The sequence below is a fragment of the Modestobacter sp. SYSU DS0904 genome (genome assembly GCF_054051115.1).
In genome coordinates, this window is record NZ_JBJHAQ010000003.1 from 61,582 (window position 1) to 80,012 (window position 18,431).

Consider the following 18,431-nt stretch of genomic DNA (forward strand, 5'->3'; position numbering starts at 1 on the left):
GTTGCGGCGTGGCAGATGGGACACGCCGCGACGGGACGTAACGCGGGCGACCCGGGGCCGCAACGCCGGCAGCGGTGCCGCCCTCAGGCGAGGAGGTCGCGCCCGTCGTCGAGCACCGCGGCCGCGAGGCCCTCCATCGGCGGGCGGTGCGGCTGGTCGAGGCCGCGGATGCGCGCGGCGTGCAGCGCCAGCAGCAGGTTCAGCCGCAGCGTCGGGTCGGTGGTGAACGGCCCCAGCAGCCGCTCCAGCTTGCCGATCCGGTACCGCATCGTGTTGTAGTGGAAGTGCAGCCGCCGGGCGGACTCGGCGACGTTGAGGTTGGTCTCCAGCAGCACCCGCAGGGTCTCGCGCAGGTCGCTGGAGTCGACGTCGGCGGAGTCGGCCAGCGGGCCGAGCACCTCGTCGACGTAGGAGCGCAGCTCGTTGCTGTCCGGGATCAGCGACAGCAGCCGGAACACCCCGAGCTGGTCGAAGTGGGTGACGGCGTGCCCGCCGTGGATCTCCTGGCCGACGACGAGCGCCCGCTGCGACTGCTGGTAGGCGTCCCCCAGCGCCGACAGCGACTCCGCCGGCCGGCCGATCCCGGTGCCCAGCAGCCGGCCGACCCGGCGCAGCCGGGCGTTGACCCGGGCGGTGACGGCGGTGACGAGCGCGGAGAGCTCCTCCGGCGTGCGGCCGTCCAGCGGCAGCACGGTGACGATCTCGGTGGCCAGCCCGGCGACGGCGGCCCCGGCGACCTCGCTGTCGATCGCGGCCCGCCAGCCGTCGGCGAGCCGGTCGAGCACGTCCAGCGCCCGGGTGGGGTCGGCCCCGGCGTCGGCGACGGTCTCGGTGGCGGTCACCAGCACGATGACCGGGCCGTCGAGCCGCCAGCCGAAGGACCGGGTGTAGGCCAGCGCCCGCTCGGTGTGCCCGAACGAACCACCGACCAGCCGGCGCACCAGGTCACCCTGGAAGCGCAGCTCCACCGAGTGCACGGCCTGGGACCGGATCTCCGACAGCGCGGCGATGACCGCCGCCTGCTCGAGGACCGCGCCCGCACCCAGCAGCATCGGCCCGTGCCGGTTGACCGCCACGAGCCAGCCGTGCCGCTGCTCGCCGGCCATGATCGGGGCGACGGCGTACTCCCCGACCCCGCCGGGGAGCTCGTGGTGGCCGGGCACGAGCAGGATGCCGTCGGCCGGGGACATGTCGGCGTCGGCGAACACGTCGGCCGGGGTGACCGCCCCCTGGTCGGCCCGGTTGCCCGACAGCCGCCGGGACGGCGTGAGGTCGGCGAAGGCGTCGTCGGCGGCGGCGTCGAGCAGCCAGAGCCAGTCGCGGATCTCGGCGACCTCCTCCGGCGGGCCGGCGCTGGTGGCCACCTCGCGGTCGGGGCCGAGGCCGAGGACGGCCGCGCCGGCGAGGAAGGTGGAGACCTGGACGGTCACCTCCGCCAGCCCACCGCCGGACAGCGCCACGTCGATGAACTGGTTGTGCATCCGGTTGGCCAGGCTCAGCGCCTGGGTCTGCTTGTCGATGATCGCGCCGAGCACCTCGGCGACGACCTCGTCGCGCCGGGTGGGCTCGGGCAGCGCCAGCACCGGGAAGCCGCGCCGGTCGGCCTCGGCCAGCAGCTCGGCCGGCAGCTCCCCCTGGGGGCCACCGGGGCCGCCCTCGGAACGGAAGGCGAGGGCACCGCTGCCCCCGCGGTGCAGCCCCTCGATCAGGGCACGGCACTGCGCGGCGTCGACCGGGGGCAGCCGCGCGGAGAGGACGACGAGCACGTCCGGACCGGCCGCGGTCTCCAGGTCGGCGGGGTCGCGGACCTCCACGTGCCGCACGATCCGCCGGGTGCCGGTGGCGCCACCGACGACCGTCGACCCGGCCAGCCCCGGCAGCTGCAGCAGCTGGTCGACGGTCAGGCCCATGCTGTCCTGCAGGGCGGTGCGGTCCGACGGCGGCAGCTGCGAGAGCACCGGCTCGATCGAGGCCGGGGCAGCACTGAAAGTAGCCGCCCGCTCGCTCTGTGCAGCGTAAGTCACGGACGCCTCACGTTCAGTCACTCTGCGTACCCCCAATGCGCCCCGTCTTCACCGATCCGACGAGAATCCTGTCAGACGTCCCTGGACGGCAGAAGCCGAGCTTGGCGAGAATCGCCATACAGAGCCGGACGGCGCGCCACCTGGGTTCGTGGCCCGGTCCTGTGTCCCGGGTCGGATGGTAGGCCGTCCCCGCATCCCTGCGGGGCCAGCTGCTCCTCCGGCCCTCGATGAGCACACCGGGACGGGGCCGGCGATGCCGCCACCTCCCGGCGACCGCACGGGTGGAGGGCCACATGCGCACCATCGACGAGAGCACCGGCGGGCAGGGCGACGCCGGGACGCCGGGCACCAGGACAGCGGACACGGGCACCCCGGACACCGGCAGACCGCGCACCCGGACCGCGCACAGCGCGACCGCCACCGCACCGTCCAACCGGTCCGGGCGGGCCGCCCGCGCCGGGGTGCCCACGATCCACCTGCCGTCCGGCTCCCGGCCGACGGCGCTGCCCCTCCCCCGCTCCGGCGGCACCGCGGTGCCGGCCCAGGCGAGCACCGGGGTGGCCGACCTGCTGCGCGGCCCGGTCCGGTCCGCCCGGGTGCTGCTGTCGGTGCCCGCCGCCGTCTACCTGACCGTGCCCACCCCGCAGGGGGCCGACGTCGTCGGCGTGCTGACCTCCGACGCCGCCCGGCTGCCGCTGGGGTGCGTGCTCTTCCGCCCGGCCAACGGCCGGCCGCTCGTCTCGGTGCCGGCCGGCGCGCCGGCGCGGGTCGGCGGTGGCCGGCTGGTGGTGGGCGACCTCACCATCAGTGCGGCCGCCTGGTGGGACCCCCGCCCCAAGCTGCCCAGCGCACGCCCGGCGCTGCTGCCCGAGGGCGTCCGCCAGCTGCGCACCGCGCTCTACGGGGAGGGTGTGCCGCACAGCGCGTTCTCCCTCCCCGGCCTGCCGACCGGCCCCAGCGGTCCGCTCGCGGCGCTCCGCGGTGCGGTCCGCCGGGCCGACCTGGACGCCGCGCTGCGCACGGCCACCCGGCTGATCGGCCTCGGCCCCGGGCTCACCCCGGCCGGCGACGACGTGCTGGCCGGGCTGACCGCCGGGCTGGTGCTGCTCGGGCACCCGGCGGCCGAGCGGTTCGGCGCCGGGGTCACCTCGCTGGCCGCGGGCCGGACCACCGAGCTGTCCCGGGCCCTGCTGCGGCACGCCGCGGCCGGTCAGGTCAGCGGGGAGTACGCGGCGGTGCTGCGGGGACTCGTCGGCGACGGTGCCCTCGCCCCGGCGATCGCGGCGCTGCTGGCCACCGGTTCGACCAGTGGCCGGGCGATGTCCCTCGGGCTCTGCACCGCGATCGACCTCGTCGACCGCACCACCCGCCGCTGACCGCCGGTCGGACCGGGACGACCCGGTCCGACTGCGGTGGTCAGCTGTCCCGCCCCGCGCCGAAGTGGCCACTTCGGCGCCCCCGTCGTGCGCCACCGATTCGCCGAAGTGGCCACTTCGGCGGCTGTCGGAGGTCTCCGCTCAACGGTGGCGCGCAGGCGGGAGAAGCAGCAGCGGCCGCACCAGCAGGGGCGGCGCCGCCCGGCACCACCGGGCTAGACGCGGGAGGCGGCGATGCTGGTGACCAGGATCGCCCGGGCGCCGAGCTCCCAGAGCTCGTCCATCACCCGGTTGGTCTCCTCGCGGCGCACCATGGCGCGCACCGCCGACCACCCCTCGGTCTGCAGCGGGCTGACCGTCGGCCCCTCGAGGCCGGGGGTCATCTCGGTGGCCCGCGCGAGCAGGTCGTTGGGGCAGTCGTAGTCGAGCATCACGTACTGCCGGGCGACGAGGACACCGCGCAGCCGGCGCCGCAGCTGGGACACCGCGGGGATCTCCTCCGCGCCGGCCCGGCGGACCAGCACCGCCTCGCTGGCCAGCACCGGCTCACCGATGATCCGCAGCCCGGCGGCGCGCAGCGTCGTGCCGGTCTCGACCACGTCGCAGACGGCGTCGGCGACACCCAGCCGGCAGGCGGTCTCCACCGCCCCGTCGAGCTTGACCACGCCCGCCTTGAGCCCGTTCTCGTCCAGGAACCGCTGCAGCAGACCGGGGTAGGCGGTGGCGATCCGCCGCCCCTCCAGCTGCGCGACCTGCTCGATGTCGGAGTCCGCCGGGCTGGCGAAGCGGAAGGAGGAGCGGCCGAAACCCAGCGGCATCACCTCGACCGCGGCCAGCCCCTCGCCCTCGGCCGGGGCGGTCTCCAGGAGCATGTCCCGGCCGGTGATCCCGACGTCGAGGGTGCCGGCGGCGACGTAGACGGCGATGTCCCGGGGACGGAGGTAGAAGAACTCCGCGTCGTTCTCCGGGTCGTAGACCGCGAGGTCCTTGGTGCTGCGCCGCTGCCGGTAGCCGCTCTCGACCAGCATCTCGGCCGCAGGTTCGCTGAGGACGCCCTTGTTGGGCACGGCGACGCGCAGCACTGGAGGAACTCCTACGTGAGTCGATGGAACGGTAAGGCCCCCTTCAGAGGCTCGCCCCGAGCCTGCGAGGGGTGAGGAGAAGGGGGTCCTCTTTCAGAGGTGAGCGTAGACGTCCTGCAGCGACAGCCCACGCGCCAGCATCAGCACCTGCACCCGGTACAGCAGCTGGCTGATCTCCTCCGCCGTCCGGTCGGCGCCCTCGTGCTCGGCCGCCATCCAGGACTCGGCGGCCTCCTCGACCACCTTCTTGCCGGCGGCGTGCACGCCGTCGCGGACGGCGGTGACGGTGCCGGAGGCCTCGTCGCCGGCGGCGACCTTGGCGCTGAGCTCGGCGAACAGCTCGTCGAAGGACTTCACGCGCCGGTCGCCCCCGCCGGGTCGACGGTGAAGCCGGTGCTCTGCTTCGGGGTGCGCAGGCCCTGGAGCACCAGCGCCGTCTGCAGCGCAGCGGCGGTGGCCTCCCAGCCCTTGTCCTCACCGGAGTCGTCCATGCCGGCCCGGTCGCGGGCCTGCTGCTCGCCCTCGGTGGTCAGCACGCCGTTGCCGACGGGCTTGCCGGCGTCCAGCGCCACCCGGGTCAGCCCGGCGGTGAAGGAGTCGCAGACGTAGTCGAAGTGCGGCGTGCCACCCCGGACGACGACGCCGAGGGCGACCACGGCGTCGTGGGTGGCGGCCAGCGCCTGGGCCACCACCGGCAGCTCGAGGGCGCCGGGGACCCGGACCACCGTGGGCGAGGGGACGCCCGAGGCCACCGCGCAGGCGACCGCGCGCTGCAGCAGGGAGTCGGCGATGTCGCGGTGCCAGGTGGCGGCGACGATGCCCACGGTCAGGCCACTGGCGTCGATGGGCTGCTGCTGGGGGGTTCCGGACCCGCTCATGACCTCTCCTCGAACGTGCTGGTGCACGGGTTCGTGCTGCGCTGTGACGACGGTGCAGTGTGCCGGTCGGCCGGCGCGCGACCGGTCACATCGGCTGCTCGTCGGCGCGCCGGACCGGCTCGGCCGGCACGTCGCCCTCCGGCTCCGGCTCGATGATGTCCAGCAGGTGCCCCATCCGGTCACGCTTGGTGCGCAGGTAGCCGAGGTTGTCGGCGGTGACGTGGCTGGGCAGCCCCACTCGGCCGGTGATCTTCAGCCCGTAGCCCTCCAGCCCGGCGCGCTTGGCCGGGTTGTTGGTCAGCAGGCGCATGGTCCGGATGCCCAGGTCGACGAGGATCTGCGCGCCGGTGCCGTAGTCGCGGGCGTCGGCGGGCAGGCCGAGGTCGAGGTTGGCGTCGACGGTGTCCACTCCGGCGTCCTGCAGCTGGTAGGCCTGCAGCTTGTGCAGCAGGCCGATGCCCCGGCCCTCGTGGCCGCGGATGTAGAGCACCACGCCGCGGCCCTCCTGCGCGATGGCGGCCAGCGCCGCCTGCAACTGGGGCCCGCAGTCGCAGCGCAGCGAGCCGAACACGTCGCCGGTGAGGCACTCGGAGTGCACCCGGACCAGCACGTCCCCGCCGTCGCCGATCTCGCCGTAGACGAAGGCGACGTGCTCGCGCTCGTCGTAGGAGCTGCGGTAGCCCACCGCGGTGAACTCCCCCGGCGCCAGCGGCACCCGGGCCTCGGCGACCCGCTCGACGAGCTTGTCGAAGCGCTTGCGGTAGGCGATGAGGTCGGCGATGGAGATCATCACCAGGTCGTGCTCGTCGGCGAAGACCCGCAGCTCCTCGCCGAGGGCCATGCCGGTCGGGTCCTTCTCGCTGACCACCTCGCAGAGCGCACCCGCGGGGCGCAGCCCGGCGAGCACGGCCAGGTCGACCGCGGCCTCGGTGTGCCCCGGCCGGCGCAGCACGCCGCCGTCCTTGGCGCGCAGCGGCACGATGTGCCCGGGGCGGGCGAGGTCGGCGGCGTTGGTCTCCGCGTCGGCCAGCAGCCGGATGGTGTGCGCGCGGTCGGCGGCGGAGATGCCGGTGGTGACGCCCTCGCGGGCGTCGACGGTGACGGTGTAGGCGGTGCCCCGGCGGTCCTGGTTCACCCGGAACATCGGCGGCAGGTCCAGCCGGTCGGCGTCGCCCTCGGTGACCGCGACGCAGATGTAGCCCGACGTGTACCGGACCATGAACGCCACCAGCTCGGGGGTGGCGAGCTCCGCGGCGAAGATCAGGTCGCCTTCGTTCTCCCGGTCCTCGTCGTCGACGACGACGACCGGCCGGCCGCTCTTGACCGCCGTGATGGCGTCCTCGACGGAGTCCAGCTGCCAGCTCATGCGCGGGCCCCCAACAGTCGTTCCACGTACTTGGCGATGACGTCCACCTCCAGGTTGACCGGGTCACCGGGAGTGCGGGCGCCCAGGGTGGTCTCGCGCAGCGTCGTCGGGATGAGGCTGACCTCGAACCACGGCTCGGGTGAGTCGGCGAGCGCGCTGACGGTGAGCGAGACGCCGTCGACGGTGATCGAGCCCTTCTCCACCACGTAGCGGGCCAGGTCGGCCGGGACGGAGACCCGCACGACCTCCCAGTGGTCGCCGGGGGTGCGGGACACCACGGTGCCCACGCCGTCGACGTGGCCCTGCACGATGTGGCCGCCCAGCCGGGTGGCCGCGGTGACCGCGCGCTCCAGGTTCACCGCGTCGCCGACGCCGGTGGCGCCCAGGCTGCTGCGGCGCAGCGTCTCGGCCATCACGTCGGTGGTCCACACGCCGGTGCCGTCGGCCTCGTCGCGGGCGACGCCGGTGACGGTCAGGCAGACGCCGTTGACCGAGATCGAGTCACCCAGCGCGACGTCGTCCAGCGCGCGCGCCGCCCGGATGTGCAGCACGGCGCTGTCCGGGCCCTCCTCGCGCGCGACCAGGGTGCCGAGCTCCTCCACGATGCCGGTGAACACCTCAGCTCCCTCCTGCGTCCGGGCCGTCCGTCGTCGGCCTCCCAGTGTGCCGGGTGGGCCGCAGCCGGATCTGCACGTCCCCGCCCAGGAGGGTGACGTCGACGACCTGCAGGTGCAGCGCTGCGCTCATCGTGGGGATTCCCAGGTCGCCGACCATGCCCGCCCCGGCGCCGAGCAGCTGCGGGGCCAGGTGGACCACCGCCTCGTCGACCAGGCCGGCGGTGAGGAAGGCGGCGGCGAGGGTCGGCCCGCCCTCGAGCAGCACCCGGCGGACGTCGCGGTCGAACAGCTCGGTGAGCAGCGCAGCGGGGGTGGCCGCGGCGCTGACCAGCGTCGGGGCCGCGCCGTCGTGCACCCGGGCGGTGGCCGGCAGCCGGCCGCGGCGGTCCAGGACGACGCGCAGCGGCTGGCGGGGGGCGTCCGTGCCGCCGGTGTCGCGGACGGTGAGCTGCGGGTCGTCGGCGAGCGCGGTGCCCGAGCCGACCACGACCGCGTCGCAGCCGGCGCGCAGCCGGTGCACCTCGGCGCGGGCGTCCGGGCCGGTGATCCAGCGGCTGGTGCCGTCGGCGGCGGCGACCCGCCCGTCCAGCGTCGTCGCCACCTTCCAGATCACGTACGGCCGGTGCGCGCGCACGCCGGTGAGCCAGCCGGCCAGCGCACCCTCGGCCGCCGCGGCCTGCTCGGCGCCCAGCTCGACGTCGATGCCGGCGGCGCGCAGCCGCTCGGCCCCGCCCCCGGCCAGCCGGGTGGGCTCGGGGACGGCGACGACGACCCGGGCGACGCCGGCGGCGATCAGCGCGTCGGCGCAGGGGCCGGTGCGGCCGGTGTGCGCGCACGGCTCGAGGGTGACGACGGCGGTGCCGCCCCGGGCGCGCTCACCGGCCTGGGCCAGCGCGTGCACCTCGGCGTGCGGGCCCCCGGGCGGGGAGGTCGCCCCCTCCCCCGCCAGCTGCCCGGCGACGTCGAGGACGACGGCACCGACCGGCGGGTTGGGGCTGGTGGTGCCCAGCGCCCGCATCCCCAGCTCCCGGGCGCGGGCCATCGCCACGGCCTCGGCGGCGTTCACCGGGCGCCGGCCGCCCGGGCGCGCAGGGCGGCGATGGCGCGGGCCGGGTCGTCGGCGCCGTAGACGGCGGAGCCGGCCACGAAGACGTCGGCGCCGGCCTCGGCAGCGGCCTCGATCGTGTCGGCGTTGATCCCGCCGTCGACCTCGACGAACAGCTGCAGGTGGCCGGCCTCGACCAGCCGCCGGGCCTCCCGGACCTTGGGCAGCACCTCGGGCATGAACGACTGCCCGCCGAAGCCGGGCTCGACCGTCATGACCAGCAGGGTGTCGAAGTCCGGCAGCACGTCGAGGTAGGCCTCCAGCGGTGTGCCCGGCTTGATCGCCAGCCCGGCCAGCGCGCCGGCGGCCTTCAGGTCGCGGGCGACGGCGCGGGGGTCGGTGCAGGCCTCGGCGTGCACCGTCACGTTGCGGGCACCGGCCTCGGCGTAGCCGGGCGCCCAGCGCTCGGGGGCCTCGATCATCAGGTGGCAGTCCAACGGGACCGGGCTGACCGCCTGGATGGCCTGCACGACCGGCAGCCCGAGGGTCAGGTTGGGCACGAAGTGCGCGTCCATCACGTCGACGTGCAGCCAGTCGGCGTCGGCGACCCGCTGGACCTCGTCGGCCAGCCGGGCGAAGTCCGCGGACAGCAGGCTGGGCGCGATCATCGGTTCCCGGGACACCCGGTGATCGTAGGGCAGCGGATCCGGTCACCCGATCGGGCGACAACACCTCCTCGACCCGGCCGTTCCGGTGGCCGACCGTCACGATCACGGGGGTCCCGCCGGAGGACCGCCGACGAACTGGAGCCCGCATGTCCGAGATCGGCCGGCACCGCGCGACCCCGGGCAGCCAGCAGCGGAACGGCCTGGCCACCGCCGCGCTGGTCTGCGGGATCATCGCCGTCGCCACGTTCTGGGTGCCCTTCCTGTACCTGCTCTCCAGCCTGCTGCTCGGCGTCGTCGCCGTGGTGCTCGGCCACCAGGGCCGGTCGCGGGCCGCGCAGCGCGGCGGCGGTGGCGACGGGTTCGCGCTGACCGGCCTGGTCTGCGGGTACGCGGCGATCGCACTGTCGGTGGCGAACGGCGTGGTCGGCGCCCTGGCCGCGAGCTGACCCGGTGAGCGCGGAGACCACACCCCCGGCCACCGCAGCCGGCCCGGCCTCCGGCAGGCTGCTGCCGTGGACCTGACCGATGGGGTCGCGGCCCGGCTCGCGGCGGTGTGCGTCGACGCGCGGGGGCGCCTGCGCCGGTTCGACATCTGGGACGCCGCCGCGCGCGGGGCACTGCTGGTCGACGCCGCCTACTGCGGCCGCCTGGTCGAGGCGGCCGACAGCATCTCCCTGGATCCCTCCCCCACCGGCTTCCCGCCGCTGGACCGCCTGCTCACCGCCATGGACGCCGATGCCGGCCAGCCGCTGACCTGGTGGCTGGACCACGGTGACGCGGTGATGTCCGAGGTCGCCGAGGCGTGCGTGGCGACCGGCGTCTATAGCGTCCACCGGGGCCTGCTGGGCACCCGCTACGGCACCCCGCCGGCACCCGGGAGGCCGGCACCCGGGAAGCCGGCACCCGGGGAGCCAGCACCCGAGCAGCCGCCGTCGGGGGACGTCGTCGCGGCGGCGGTCGAGGTGCTGGCCACCGCCTGCGGCGCCCGCGGTCGGTGGCCCGAGCCGGTACTCGAGCCGGAGCTGGCGCCGACCGGGTCACTCGCCTGGATCTGCACGACCGTGACCGACCACCTGGAGCTCGTGCACCGACGGAACCTGCGGGCCGCCGGCGCAGCGGACGGCGGCAGCACCCCGTACTACTGAGTCACCGCCGCCGCGATTTCGTTGCGCACGACCGGGTACGCCCCCGTCCCATGACGACGGCCACCTCTGCACCCACCCGCTACGACGGCTTCGACCGCATGCCGATCGCCGGCACCTGGCGCGCCGGCCGGGCCGGCACGACGGCGGCGGACACCGACCCCTACACCGGCGAGACGCTCACCGAGATCCCGCTGGCCGACGCCGAGGACCTCGACGAGGCCTACACGAAGGCCAAGGAGGCGCAGCGCGACTGGGCCGCCCGGCTGCCCAGCGAGCGCGCCGACGTGATGCGCCGCGCGGCGCGGGTCATGGAGGCCCGCAAGGACGAGATCATCGACTGGCACATCCGGGAGAGCGGCGCGGCCGCCCCGGCCGCGGAGTTCGAGTTCGCGATCACCCTGCGCGACTTCCACGAGGCCTCGTCCTACCCGTACCGGGTCGAGGGCCGGATCCTGCCGGCCGACATCGAGGGCAAGGAGAGCCGGGTCTACCGCCGTCCGGTGGGCGTGGTCGCGGTGATCAGCCCGTGGAACGTGCCGATGCACCTGTCCAACCGCTCGGTCGCCCCCGCGCTGGCCACCGGCAACGCCGTCGTCCTCAAGCCGGCGGGTGACACCCCCGTCACCGGCGGGCTCCTGCTGGCCAAGGTCTACGAGGAGGCCGGGCTGCCCGAGGGGCTGCTGTCGGTGCTGATCGGCCGCGGCCGGGACATCGGCGACGCGATCGTGGAGCACCCGGTGCCGCGGGTGGTCTCCTTCACCGGGTCGACCCCGGTGGGCAAGGGCATCGCGCAGAAGGCCGGGCTGAAGAAGCTCTCCCTGGAGCTCGGCGGCAACGGCCCGCTGGTCGTGCTCGACGACGCCGACCTGGAGTACGCGGTGAACGCCGCCGTGTGGGGCAAGTTCTTCCACCAGGGCCAGGTCTGCATGATCACCAACCGGATCGTGGTGGACGACTCCGTGCACGACGAGTTCGTCGAGCGGTACGTCGCCAAGGTGCGCGGCATCAAGGCCGGCGACCCCCGGGACGACGACACCGTGATCGGCCCGATCATCAACGGCAAGCAGCTCGAGGGCATCCAGGAGAAGGTGGCCCAGTCGATCGCCGACGGCGCGCAGCAGGTGCTGGGCGGCGACCCGACCGGCCCGATCGGCTCGGTGCTGCCCCCGCACGTCCTGCTCGGTGACAACGACGTCGCCACCGCCCGCCAGGAGGTGTTCGGCCCGGTCGCCACGATCATCCGGGCCCGGGACGAGGCGGACGCGCTGGCGATCGCCAACGACACCGAGTACGGCCTGTCCAGCGCGGTCTTCACCGAGGACGTGCTGCGCGGGGTGAACTTCGCCCTGCAGGTCGAGGCCGGGATGACCCACGTGAACGACTCCCCGCTCAACGACGAGAACAACACCGCCTTCGGCGGGGAGAAGGAGTCCGGCCTGGGCCGCTTCGGCGGGGAATGGGCGATCGAGGAGTTCACCACCGACCACTGGGTGAGCGTGCAGCACACCAAGCGCCAGTTCCCCTTCTGAGCCGTTCCCGCGGGAACGCCGCCCGGCGTTCCCGCGGGGTCGCTCCCCGGCCACCCGCTACCGTGCGCCGGTGGCCAGGTACCGCACCGCAGAGGACGACGCCGCCATCCGGGCGGGCGAGGCCGAGCTGCGCAGCTGGGACCGCCGGCGGCGGCTCGGCACCGAGGCCGTCGTGCTGGGCTTCGCCGCCGGGTACGCGTTCCTGGTGCTGGGCCGCGGCGAGACCCCCGGGGCGGTCTCCTGGGGCTTCCTCGCGCTGGCGGTGCTGATCCGCGCCGCCGCCTGGCGCTGGGGCGACCGGGGAGCCAGGATCAACGGCGCGCGGGTCGACTTCGCGCTGCGGCACCACCGGCTGGCCGGCTGGGCCCGGGCCGACCTGGTCCGCGCGCGGGCCCAGCAACGGCTGCGCCGGGCCGGCGTGCGCCGCGCCGGCTGGGGCGTCCTGGCCGTGGTCGCCGCCGCCCTCACCGTCCTGACGCTGGTGGCCGACCCGCCCAGCCCGCGGCTCACCCCGCTCACCGGCGCCCTGCTGGTGGCCGCCGGCGTCCAGCTGTGGCTGCACGAGCGGAACCTGGCCGAGGCGCGGCGCTGGCTCGCCGACCCGCCGGTGTGAGCGGTCCGCCGGGACCCCGGGACGTCGCGGCCATCGACCGGGACGAGGCCGAGGTCCGTGGCTTCGCCCGCCGGCGGCTGGCCGTGGAGGACGCCGGGGCACTGGCCTTCGGGGTCGGCTACGCCACCGTCCTGGTCCAGCTCGAGCTGAGTCCGGTGCTTGCCTGCGCCGTGGTGGCCCTGGGCGTGCTGATCCGACTCGGGAACCGCCGCTGGGGCGACCGCAGTGCCCGTCACGAGCGGGCGCGGGCGGACCTCTGGCTGCGGCGCGGCCGGCCGCTCGGCTGGGCCCAGGCCGGCGAGGTGACCCGCCGGGCCCGGGAACGGCAGGGGCGGCTCGGTTGGCGCCGGCTGGGCCTGGGCGCCGCCCTGGTCGGCGCGTGGCGGTCATGGGGGTCAGCGTGGCGTCCGACCGGCTGCCGGTCGCCCTGCCCGTGCTGGCCGGCCTGTCCGCGGCGCAGGTGGCCGGCTCCCTGGTCGCGCAGGAGCGGGAGGTCCGGGAGGCGCGGCGCTGGCTCGCCGACCCGCCGGCCTGACGCTCAGCGGGTGCGGCGGAGCAGCGCCAGGAACATCGCGTCGGTGCCGTGCCGGTGCGGCCACAGCTGCGCGTACCGGCCCCGCTCGATGCCGGGCACCTCGCTGAACAGCGGCGCCACCGGCAGCACCTCGACGTCGTCCCGGGCCGCGGCGGCGTCGACGACGTCGACGGTCTCCGCCCGGTGCGGCGAGCAGGTCACGTAGGCCACCACTCCCCCGGGCCGCACCGAGGCGAGGGCACCGTCCAGCAGCTGCCGCTGCAGCTCGGCCAGCGGCGCGACGTCCTCGGCGGTCCGCCGCCAGCGCACCTCCGGCCGCCGGCGCAGCGCCCCCAGGCCGGTGCACGGCGCGTCCAGCAGCACCCGGTCGAACGAGCCGGCCGGCCACGGCGGGGCGGTGCCGTCGGCGACCTGGACGTCGACGTCGTCGGCCCCGGTCAGCGCGCCCCGCACCAGCTCGGCGCGGTGCGGCGCCCGGTCCGCGGCGGTCAGGTGCACCCCGGCGGGCCGGACGGCGGCCAGCAGCCCCGCCTTGCCGCCCGGGCCGGCGCACATGTCCAGCCAGCGGGCGTCGGGGCCCTCCAGCGGGGCGCGGACCAGCGCGAGCGCGGCCAGCTGGCTGCCCTCGTCCTGCACCGCGGCGGCGCCGGAGCGCACCGCGGCGATCCGCCCCGGGTCGCCGGAGGGCAGCCGGACGGCGTGGGGCGACCACGGCCCGGGTTCGCCGCCGGCCTCGGTGGCCAGCTCGTCGCGGTCGATCCGCCGGGCCACCAGGTGCACCTCGGGCGCGGTGTCGTCGGCCAGCAGCGCCGGCTCGACCTCGGCGTCGTCGGCGAGCGCCTCGCGCCAGGCCTCGACGATCCAGCGCGGGTGGTCGGTGGTCAGCGACAGCCGGGCGTCGTCGTCGGCGGGCTGCAGCGCCTGCACCCAGGCGGCGCGGTCACCACCGGCGGCGACCTTCCGCAGCACGGCGTTGACCAGCCCGGAGGCGCCGGTGCCGACGATGGCGCGGGTGAGCGCGACGGTGGTGTCGACGGCGGCGTGCGCCGGCACCCGCAGGTCGATCAGCTGGTGGGCGCCCAGCCGGAGCAGGTCCAGCACCTTCGGGTCGAGCTCGCCCAGCGGGCGGGACACCAGCGTGGCCAGGACCGCGTCCAGGGTGCCGGTGGCGCGCAGGGTGCCGTAGGCGAGCTGGGTGGCGAAGGCGGCGTCGCGGGGCTCGAGCTGCCGCTCGCGCAGCAGCTGGGGCAGCAGCAGGTTGGCGTAGGCGTCCCGGCTGGAGACGCCCTCGAGCACGTCGTAGGCGGTCAGCCGGGCGCCGTCCAGCGTGGGCCGGTGCCGCCGGGACTGCGGGCGCTGGTTGCCGGTGCCGGGGTCGTTGCGCCGCTTGGAACCGACCCGCCGCTCCGGGCCGGTCATGCGCCCACCTGCTCGCCGAGCCGCTCGCCGGGCGCCGGGCGGGCGCCGCGCGCCCAGTCGGTGGCCGCGGTCATCTTCTTGCCCGCGGGCTGCACCTCGCGCAGCCGCACGGCACCCCGGCCGGTGCCCACCAGCACACCGGTCGGGCCGACCGAGACCTCGCCGGGCTCCAGGCCCAGCGAGGAGGGCAGCGGCTCGACCGGGGCCAGGCGGAGCCGGTTGCCGCGCCAGGTGGTCCACGCGCCCGGCGCCGGGGTGACGCCGCGCACCCGGCGGTCGACGACGTGCGCCGGCAGGGTCCAGTCGACCCGGGCGTCGGCGGTGTCGATCCGCGGGGCGAGGCTGACGCCCTCGGCCGGCTGCGGTTCCGGGCGCAGCGACCCGTCGGCGATGCCGTCCAGCGTCGCGACCAGCAGGCCGGCGCCGCTGACCGCGAGCCGGTCCAGCAGGTCCCCGGCGGTGTCGGCGGGGCCGATCGGCTCGGTGACGACGCCGAACACCGGGCCGGTGTCCAGGCCGGCCTCCAGCTGGAAGGTCGCCGCGCCGGTGACCTCGTCGCCGGCCATGACCGCGTGCTGCACCGGCGCGGCACCGCGCCAGGCCGGCAGCAGGGAGAAGTGCAGGTTGACCCAGCCGTGCCGGGGGATCTCGAGCGCGGCCGGCGGCACCAGCGCACCGTAGGCGACCACCGGGGCGCAGTCGACGGCCAGGTCGCGGAGCTGGTCGAGGAACTCCGGCTCGCGCGGCGAGCGGGGCTGCAGCACCGGCAGGCCGGCGGCGTCGGCTCGCTCGGCGACCGGCGACCGGCTGGTCCGGCGTCCCCGGCCCGACGGTGCGTCGGGTCGGGTCAGGACGGCGACCACCTCGTGCTGCGAGTCCAGCAGGGCGTCGAGCGCGACGACCGCCGGCGCCGGGGTACCGGCGAACAGGAGCCTCAGTGGGGGCTCACCTTGACGACGGGGGCGGGAACCGGCTCCCCGGTGGGCAGGTAGGCCCGCTCGCCCTGCCAGGCCGCGTCGGCGAGCACCGACAGCGCCGCCTCCCGGGCCTCGGCGTCGAGCCGGTCGACGAACAGCACGCCGTCGAGGTGGTCGGTCTCGTGCTGGATGGCCCGGGCCAGCTTGTGCGAGCCCTCGACCCGGATCGGGTCGCCGTACATGTTCCAGCCGGTGGCGGCGACGTAGAGGTGCCGGCGGCAGTCGAAGCGGAACCCGGGGATGGACAGGCAGCCCTCGGCGTCGGACTCGGTCTCCTCACCGACCGGCGTCACGTCGGGGTTGACCAGGTGGCCCACCTCGCCGTCGACGTACCAGGTGAAGACCCGCAGGCCCACGCCGATCTGCGGCGCGGCGATGCCGGCCCCGCCGGCGGCGTGCATCGTGTCCGTCAGGTCGGCGACGAGCTGCTGGAGCTCGGCGTCGAAGTCGACGACGGGGGCGGCCGGGGCGCGCAGCACCGGGTCGCCCATGATCCGGATCGGGGTGACGCTCACCGGACGATGGTAGGCGGCGGGGGCGGTGCCGCCTGCAGGGTGACCTGGTTGCCGGGTCACCTGGTTGCCGGGTGACGGCCGCTGTTTCGCCGAAGTGGCCACTTGGGCGCGATGACGGGTCACGCGGCGGGCTCTACGGTGCAGGCATGGCCTCCCTCTCCGCCCATCGCGTGCACGCCGTCCTCAGCAGCGTCGTCGACGGGGTGGCCGTCGGCGGCGCCGAGGCAGCCCTCGACCACCCCGCCCGGTCGGCCGCCCGCCGCCGGGTGTACCTCGCCGGCATGGCGGTGGTGGCCGCGGAGACGGTCGCCCACGAGCTGCCTGCGCTGCGGCGGACCTTCCGGGGCATGCCGATCGAGCCCCCGGACCCGGCCGACCAGGCGGTGCTACGCCACCAGGGGCTGGCCAGCGTCGGCTGGGGCCTGGGCATCAGCGCCGTCCACCGCCCGCTCGCCCGGGCGCTGCGCCGCCGCGGCTCCCGCCGTCCGCACCTGCTGCTGGGCATCCTGGCCGGGGTGGGCACCGCGGCGACCACGCTGCCGGTGCGCTGGCGGCGGGCCACCGAGCGGGCCGCCGAGGACGTCGCCGCCGCCCGGATGGACGCCGAGCTCGCCGAGCTGCTGGCCCAGTCGGCGGACTGACCCCGGCCGTCAGGCCAGCTCGAGCGGGTCCAGCTGCACGCGCACGTGCTCGGGCGCCTTCCTGGCGCTGCGCACGCCCTGCACCTCGCGCAGCGCCCGGGCCAGCCCGGTGCCCTCGGTGCGCGGCACCCGCACCAGGAAGCGCTCTCGCTCACCCTCGTGACCCGGGCGGGGGGGCTCGGGCACCGGGCCCAGCACGTCGGCGTGCTCGGGCAGCCGCAGCGCCTCGAGGAACTCCGCCAGCGCCGCCGGGGACCCCGAGAGCGACGCCATCCGGGTGACCGGCGGGAAGCCCAGCTCCCGGCGGTCGGCGAGCTCCCGGGCGGCCAGGCCGGCGGGGTCCCAGCGGACCAGCGCCTGCACCACGGGGTGGCTGGGGTCGGCGGCCACCACCACCGGCTGCCCGGACCGCACCAGCGCCGCGGCGTTCATCCAGCGGCGCAGCGTCTCCTCCCCCGCCCGCAGGTCGGCCCGGCCGAGCAGCGCCCACGCGTCCAGCAGCAACGCCGCGCCGTAGCCGCCCTCGGCCACCGGCTCGGCGCCCGGGGTGGCGACCACCAGCCCGGCCCCGCCCGGGACGGTGGCCAGCACACCCGAGCCGCGGCCGGAGACCCGCACGGCGGCGCCGGGGAAGGCCCGCCCCAGCTCCTCGGCGGTGCGGGCCTCCCCGATGACCGCGGCGCGCAGCTTGGTGCCGTGGCAGTGCGGGCAGTCGAAGGTCGCCGCCGGGCGGGCGCACCACCGGCAGGCGGCGATCCGGGTGCCGCTCGGGCCGGGGCGCGGGGCGACGCCGAGCGGCCCGCCGCAGTGCCCGCAGCGGGCCGGCGCCCGGCAGCGGTCGCAGACCAGGGAGGGCACGTAGCCCGAGCGGGGCACCTGGACCAGCACCGGGGTGCCCGCCTGCAGCGCCTTCCGGGCGACGTCGAAGGCGAGGGTGGGCAGCCGGGCGGTGCGGGCGGCGGCGTCCCGGGCCAGCTCGAAGTCGCTGCCCACGGCCTCCACGCGGGGGGCGGCGGCGCGCAGGGTGGCCCGGTCGGCGACCAGCTCGTGCGCCCAGCCGGACTCCACCAGCAGCTGCCCCTCGGCGGTGCGGGCGGTGCCGGCCACCACCGCGGCGCAGCCGGCCAGGTGGGCGCGGTGCACCAGCACGTCGCGGGCGTGCGGGTAGGGCGCGCGCGGCTCGGCGTGCAGGTCGTCGCCGTCGTCCCAGACGACGACGAGCCCGAGGTCGCGGACCGGGGCGAGCACGGCGCCGCGGGTGCCGAGGACGACCTGCGCGCTGCCCCGGGCCGCGGTGAGGAACCGGCCGTAGCGCACGTCGGGTGAGGCGTCGGCGCGCAGCACCGCCACCGAGCCGGCCGGCAGCAGCTCCTCCGCGGCCGCGGCCAGCCGGTCGAGGTCCTTGCCGTCGGGGACGACGACCAGCGCGCCCCGGCCCCCGGACAGCGCCGCCTGCGCCAGCTCGACCAGCCGGGTGGGCCAGTCCTCGCCGGGCAGCGCGGTCCACACGGCCCGGGCCGGCGCCCCCTCGGCGACGGCGGAGAGCAGCTGCGGACCGGTCGGGTACCGGGCGAACCCGGCCGGGTCCGGAGCCGGCGGCGGGGGCGGCGGGTCGGCGACCGGGCGCTTCTCCGGCGCGGCCCGCCGCGGCGGCAGCGCCAGCCGCAGCACGTCGGTCAGCGTGCCGGCGTAGCGGTCGGCCACCGAGCGGGCGAGCTCGGCGACCTGCGGGGTGAGCACCGGCTCGGCGGAGACGACCTTGGCCAGCGGGGCGAGCTTGCCGGTGTGGTCGGTGGAGCCGACGACCTCCAGCACCACGCCGTCGACGAGCTTGCCGGCGAAGCGCACCCGGACCCGGCAGCCGGCCACCACCTGCTCTGCCAGCTCGTCGGGGACGGCGTAGTCGAAGGGCCGGTCCAGGTGCGCCAGCGGCACGTCGACGACGACCCGGGCCACCCGCGGCTCTGCGCGGGTGCCCGGGTCGTCGAGGGGCGTGCTCAG

Annotated in this window: 19 protein-coding genes; 7 read left to right on the plus strand and 12 right to left on the minus strand. The window is 76.4% G+C overall.

Annotation, left to right across the window (positions count from 1 at the left end; genetic code table 11):
• Positions 1 to 83: 83 nt before the first annotated feature.
• Positions 84 to 2,024, minus strand: a complete 1,941-nt coding sequence (locus ACI79U_RS02775; RefSeq protein ID WP_457065013.1) for a PucR family transcriptional regulator — start codon at positions 2,022 to 2,024, stop codon at positions 84 to 86.
• Positions 2,025 to 2,317: 293 nt separating this feature from the next.
• Between ACI79U_RS02775 and ACI79U_RS02780 the strand changes: the two genes are divergently transcribed.
• On the plus strand, positions 2,318 to 3,400 hold the full coding sequence (locus ACI79U_RS02780; protein WP_457065011.1) for a DUF2877 domain-containing protein: 1,083 nt from the start codon (positions 2,318 to 2,320) through the stop codon (positions 3,398 to 3,400).
• A gap of 215 nt (positions 3,401 to 3,615) precedes the next feature.
• Here ACI79U_RS02780 and hisG read toward each other — a convergent pair whose 3' ends face one another.
• The 7 genes from hisG to rpe form a co-directional block, all read right to left on the minus strand.
• A complete protein-coding gene (gene hisG / locus ACI79U_RS02785) occupies positions 3,616 to 4,482 on the minus strand; it encodes an ATP phosphoribosyltransferase (RefSeq protein WP_457065009.1) in 867 nt (288 codons plus the stop codon).
• A gap of 93 nt (positions 4,483 to 4,575) precedes the next feature.
• Positions 4,576 to 4,839 (minus strand): phosphoribosyl-ATP diphosphatase, encoded by a 264-nt coding sequence (locus ACI79U_RS02790; protein WP_457065007.1) that lies wholly within the window; start codon positions 4,837 to 4,839, stop codon positions 4,576 to 4,578.
• Positions 4,836 to 5,360 carry a 6,7-dimethyl-8-ribityllumazine synthase gene (gene ribH, locus ACI79U_RS02795; RefSeq protein ID WP_457065005.1) on the minus strand — a complete coding sequence of 175 codons (525 nt, stop codon included), beginning with the start codon at positions 5,358 to 5,360 and terminating at the stop codon, positions 4,836 to 4,838. The genes ACI79U_RS02790 and ribH overlap by 4 nt, the downstream gene beginning before the upstream one ends.
• A gap of 85 nt (positions 5,361 to 5,445) precedes the next feature.
• Positions 5,446 to 6,726, minus strand: a complete 1,281-nt coding sequence (locus tag ACI79U_RS02800) for a bifunctional 3,4-dihydroxy-2-butanone-4-phosphate synthase/GTP cyclohydrolase II (protein WP_457065003.1) — start codon at positions 6,724 to 6,726, stop codon at positions 5,446 to 5,448.
• The gene (locus ACI79U_RS02805) at positions 6,723 to 7,343 is read right to left on the minus strand and encodes a riboflavin synthase (RefSeq protein WP_457065001.1); all 621 of its coding nucleotides are present in this window, start codon (positions 7,341 to 7,343) and stop codon (positions 6,723 to 6,725) included. Before ACI79U_RS02805 ends, ACI79U_RS02800 begins: the two co-directional genes overlap by 4 nt.
• 1 nt (position 7,344) lies before the next feature.
• Entirely contained in the window at positions 7,345 to 8,409 is a 1,065-nt protein-coding gene (ribD, locus tag ACI79U_RS02810) for a bifunctional diaminohydroxyphosphoribosylaminopyrimidine deaminase/5-amino-6-(5-phosphoribosylamino)uracil reductase RibD (RefSeq protein WP_457064999.1), read from the minus strand.
• Positions 8,406 to 9,071, minus strand: a complete 666-nt coding sequence (gene rpe / locus ACI79U_RS02815) for a ribulose-phosphate 3-epimerase (RefSeq protein ID WP_457064997.1) — start codon at positions 9,069 to 9,071, stop codon at positions 8,406 to 8,408. Before rpe ends, ribD begins: the two co-directional genes overlap by 4 nt.
• A gap of 131 nt (positions 9,072 to 9,202) precedes the next feature.
• Here rpe and ACI79U_RS02820 point away from each other — a divergent pair, with 131 nt between their 5' ends.
• The 5 genes from ACI79U_RS02820 to ACI79U_RS02840 all read left to right on the plus strand — a co-directional run bounded on the left by ACI79U_RS02820 (position 9,203) and on the right by ACI79U_RS02840 (position 12,878).
• Entirely contained in the window at positions 9,203 to 9,502 is a 300-nt protein-coding gene (locus ACI79U_RS02820; RefSeq protein WP_457064995.1) for a DUF4190 domain-containing protein, read from the plus strand.
• 66 nt (positions 9,503 to 9,568) lie between these two features.
• On the plus strand, positions 9,569 to 10,201 hold the full coding sequence (locus ACI79U_RS02825) for a GPP34 family phosphoprotein (protein ID WP_457064993.1): 633 nt from the start codon (positions 9,569 to 9,571) through the stop codon (positions 10,199 to 10,201).
• A 50-nt stretch (positions 10,202 to 10,251) separates the two neighbouring features.
• Complete coding sequence (locus tag ACI79U_RS02830) at positions 10,252 to 11,730, plus strand: aldehyde dehydrogenase family protein (protein WP_457064991.1); 1,479 nt, start codon at positions 10,252 to 10,254, stop codon at positions 11,728 to 11,730.
• 70 nt (positions 11,731 to 11,800) lie between these two features.
• Complete coding sequence (locus ACI79U_RS02835; protein ID WP_457064989.1) at positions 11,801 to 12,343, plus strand: hypothetical protein; 543 nt, start codon at positions 11,801 to 11,803, stop codon at positions 12,341 to 12,343.
• 379 nt (positions 12,344 to 12,722) lie between these two features.
• Positions 12,723 to 12,878: a hypothetical protein gene (locus ACI79U_RS02840; RefSeq protein WP_457064987.1), complete on the plus strand. Its 156-nt coding sequence runs from the start codon at positions 12,723 to 12,725 to the stop codon at positions 12,876 to 12,878.
• A gap of 3 nt (positions 12,879 to 12,881) precedes the next feature.
• On the opposite strand, the gene ACI79U_RS02845 is transcribed toward ACI79U_RS02840, so the two are convergent.
• The 3 genes from ACI79U_RS02845 to def are packed head-to-tail and all read right to left on the minus strand — an operon-like array spanning position 12,882 to position 15,789.
• Complete coding sequence (locus ACI79U_RS02845) at positions 12,882 to 14,297, minus strand: RsmB/NOP family class I SAM-dependent RNA methyltransferase (RefSeq protein WP_457064985.1); 1,416 nt, start codon at positions 14,295 to 14,297, stop codon at positions 12,882 to 12,884.
• Positions 14,294 to 15,235: a methionyl-tRNA formyltransferase gene (gene fmt, locus ACI79U_RS02850; RefSeq protein ID WP_457072594.1), complete on the minus strand. Its 942-nt coding sequence runs from the start codon at positions 15,233 to 15,235 to the stop codon at positions 14,294 to 14,296. Before fmt ends, ACI79U_RS02845 begins: the two co-directional genes overlap by 4 nt.
• Entirely contained in the window at positions 15,232 to 15,789 is a 558-nt protein-coding gene (gene def, locus ACI79U_RS02855) for a peptide deformylase (RefSeq protein ID WP_457064983.1), read from the minus strand. The genes fmt and def overlap by 4 nt, the downstream gene beginning before the upstream one ends.
• 146 nt (positions 15,790 to 15,935) lie before the next feature.
• Here def and ACI79U_RS02860 point away from each other — a divergent pair, with 146 nt between their 5' ends.
• On the plus strand, positions 15,936 to 16,430 hold the full coding sequence (locus ACI79U_RS02860; RefSeq protein ID WP_457064980.1) for a hypothetical protein: 495 nt from the start codon (positions 15,936 to 15,938) through the stop codon (positions 16,428 to 16,430).
• A gap of 9 nt (positions 16,431 to 16,439) precedes the next feature.
• Here ACI79U_RS02860 and ACI79U_RS02865 read toward each other — a convergent pair whose 3' ends face one another.
• The gene (locus ACI79U_RS02865) at positions 16,440 to 18,386 is read right to left on the minus strand and encodes a primosomal protein N' (RefSeq protein WP_457064978.1); all 1,947 of its coding nucleotides are present in this window, start codon (positions 18,384 to 18,386) and stop codon (positions 16,440 to 16,442) included.
• Positions 18,387 to 18,431 lie beyond the last annotated feature (45 nt).

Excerpts from the sequence above, each read along its gene's own strand:
- ACI79U_RS02780 (WP_457065011.1), top strand. The coding sequence starts at position 2,318 with ATGCGCACCATCGACGAGAGCACCGGCGGGCAGGGCGACGCCGGGACG.
- ribH (WP_457065005.1), bottom strand. The coding sequence starts at position 5,360 with ATGAGCGGGTCCGGAACCCCCCAGCAGCAGCCCATCGACGCCAGTGGC.
- ACI79U_RS02800 (WP_457065003.1), bottom strand. The coding sequence starts at position 6,726 with ATGAGCTGGCAGCTGGACTCCGTCGAGGACGCCATCACGGCGGTCAAG.
- ACI79U_RS02820 (WP_457064995.1), top strand. The coding sequence starts at position 9,203 with ATGTCCGAGATCGGCCGGCACCGCGCGACCCCGGGCAGCCAGCAGCGG.
- ACI79U_RS02830 (WP_457064991.1), top strand. The coding sequence starts at position 10,252 with ATGACGACGGCCACCTCTGCACCCACCCGCTACGACGGCTTCGACCGC.
- ACI79U_RS02845 (WP_457064985.1), bottom strand. The coding sequence starts at position 14,297 with ATGACCGGCCCGGAGCGGCGGGTCGGTTCCAAGCGGCGCAACGACCCC.
- ACI79U_RS02860 (WP_457064980.1), top strand. The coding sequence starts at position 15,936 with ATGGCCTCCCTCTCCGCCCATCGCGTGCACGCCGTCCTCAGCAGCGTC.